Annotated in this window: 2 protein-coding genes; both read right to left on the bottom strand. The window is 44.7% G+C overall.

Annotation, left to right across the window (positions count from 1 at the left end; translation table 11 throughout):
* Nucleotides 1-1,570 (bottom strand): polysaccharide deacetylase family protein (locus J2T14_RS30750; protein WP_307477037.1); only part of this gene is annotated, 1,570 nt, incomplete at its 3' end.
* A 475-nt stretch (nucleotides 1,571-2,045) separates the two neighbouring features.
* On the bottom strand, nucleotides 2,046-2,468 hold the full coding sequence (locus J2T14_RS30745; protein ID WP_307477035.1) for a hypothetical protein: 423 nt from the start codon (nucleotides 2,466-2,468) through the stop codon (nucleotides 2,046-2,048).
* Nucleotides 2,469-2,751 lie beyond the last annotated feature (283 nt).

Raw genomic sequence — 2,751 nt, 5'->3', positions numbered from 1 at the left:
CATAGATGAGATCCTTCTCTTTCTCGTTGAAAATAATGCCAGGAATGAATCCGCCGCCGACGATCTTCACCCTGCCCCAATCATAGGCTTGCGTTGTCACCGGTACAGTGTCCGTCTGTGGCTCATTCGTCAATTCAAGTGACTTGGCGCCAAAGGAGATCGTATAATTGCCATCTGCATCCGGTTGAATGGCTTGACCATTTTGCACAAGCTGGTAACCATCCCCGTCCTGCACCTTCACCTTTAGATTGACATTATCAGGGTAGTAGGCTGGAACATCCCAAGTATAGCTGGTTCCTGTTGGAGTCGCATTTGGTGTAAGCTTTTCAATTGTTTTCTGCGCTCTCCAGTAGCTGCTCACCGTTCCGTAAGGAGCGATCCAGATGCTGGATCGATTGGCATCCAAATATTCAAACAATAAATTCATCTCACTCAGTGGCAAGGAAGTATTAGCACCAACATCATGTATCGTAAATACTGTCCAGGCACCTTGACTTATTACATTATCTACCATTTTCTTGTAGTCCGAATCGAATTTCCCTTCTCCCCATGAAAAATGGGAAGAGATATTCATCCAATTGGGTTTGTGTGATGGTTTCATAAAGTGAGTTCCATCACCCCATCCCCCTCTTGCCGAAATGTGCGTATCCCTCAGGTATTTGACGAGATATGGATCATTATTCGTGTAAGGATAAGCATAAGCTTTAACTGATGTGTCCAGTTCTTGTTCAAACATGGCTTGAGCGGCGACTGTTTCATCGTAGCCTAAAGTATCGTCAAAAGTTTTTTCATGTGCTTGGGTTGGATTGGCACTTGGCAGATAGTGATGTTTGGAATGATTTCCAATTTCATGCCCATCCAAAGGAAGCATTTTCCACTCATCTTTTCGGCTGCCCGTTATTGCAGTTTCCGTTATAAAAAACGTAGCCTTCAAATCTTTTGCATCTAAAGCCGGGACCGCATAATCAAGCTGCGAATCACTTCCATCATCAAAGGTAAGAGATAATGCTGATTGGGCTCCATTCCAAGGCAAGACTGTTATTTGTGGTCCAGTGTACGGTTCGATGTATGAGAACTTAACGTTATTAATGTAGAATGTAGTATTTTGAGTACTTGTATTGCTGGTAAATGTAATGGAGTTCCATTGTGTAAAATCAACCCCGGTCATATCAGAAAGAGCAATGGAAACATGCTCCCAGGATCCATCGTAAGGGGTTTGTATGTTTGCGGAATAATTATTAGTCCCATCGCTAACATTTATGAGAAGAGCTTCGTCGCCAGCTTCTCCTTTTACCCAAAATTCCAAAGTATTGTAGCTGGATACATCATGTTTGGCCCAATCCGTGTAAAAGGCCCCGTTCCAGCCACTTCCTGAAAGGACAAATTTCTGGGAGTCAACACCGGTGCTGCCAGGTACAACAGTGGAATCACTGCTTGCAGTTAGATTATTACTAGTACTAAAATTCACAACATATGGGTCTAATGACTCTGCTGATGCAGTCTGAGACACAATCGGTAATTGAGGTAAAAGAACTAAGAGAGCTAAGAACAATACAAAAATTCTTTTCAATTGATGTCATTCCTTTCGTTGTGCATCATTTGTTTGGTAAATCCACGCGGCTTTTTCCTTGATTTCATCAAGCTAGTCTCCCTCTTTCATCTTTTTCTACTTGCGTTCATGCCGCTTGTCCTTGTTGAAAACCTATAATTGAAAACGTTTTCAACTTTCGATAACCACTCCTCTACATTTCCGGATGTTTCCTTACATAACTACTTTATCAACAGGTTGAATAGTGAACCTTGATTTTTTGGACATGGTATAGCATGATTTAGTCTAGTTAAATTTGGTATTTTTGACAAAATAGAATAAGGCGCCAGAGCTTCGTAAGGAAGCGGCCCGGTGCCTTGTTGTGATCTATCCTTTTCCGAGCTTCTTGTTAAGGATGCCGCCTGCAAGAATAAGTAATGCGATGCCCGCTGCCATTCTTTCCCCGTTATACATCGAATGTGCGACCCATAAGTATGTCGTGACTAATACGGATTCATTAGGAAGCTCCCATTCCATACCATGCCAAGAATGCCGAGGCAACAGCAGCCCCTGCTTCGCCATTCGGATGCGCGTCGAAGTCGCTCGAGATATATTCGGGAATAAGCAGGTTATCGCGAGGAGCCTCCTGCGAGAGCACTTCCGCAATGATTTGGCCGGCTGCAAACCCGGGCGCATCGTAGGCGGATAACAGCGGATTTTCCGTATTGTAGGGAAGCTTACGCCGGAGGACGATGTCGTAACCGTCCACGAAAATGCCAAATAATGTCCCTCCGGAATGATGATCCGGGCGGCATCGCTCCAAAACTTCTCTCCCGGCATAACCAGCCTGGCGACTGACGAATCGAACACATTCCCCCTGGCTGTTGTCCGTCAAATAAAATTTCGTTTCCTTGGCCATGCCGATGGCGGGTTTGCTCAATCGGATTGCCAAAACCTGATCGACGGCGGAGACACGAATGACGCCTGCGTTTAACGAACGCCGTCACGCACGTAAGTAACGCTTTTTACTGCCGTCCAGATCAAGCTGCATTGTTTCTGAGTTCAAATTCAAACCGGCGATTTAAAGATTCAAAAGCCGAGCAGACCCATGAATATATTCATGGGTCACTTGCAGATGGAACTTAATTATTCGAGCTGTGCATTATCCGTTCAACGGCTCATATTCGAACCAATCAAAGCTTGCCGGAGAACCTTGCCCCGTT

Origin of the sequence: Paenibacillus harenae, from assembly GCF_030812415.1 — a bacterium.
GTDB lineage: Bacteria > Bacillota > Bacilli > Paenibacillales > Paenibacillaceae > Pristimantibacillus > Pristimantibacillus harenae_A.
Note: the sequence above shows the minus strand (reverse complement) of the source record. Positions and strands in the feature narration are given on the sequence as shown.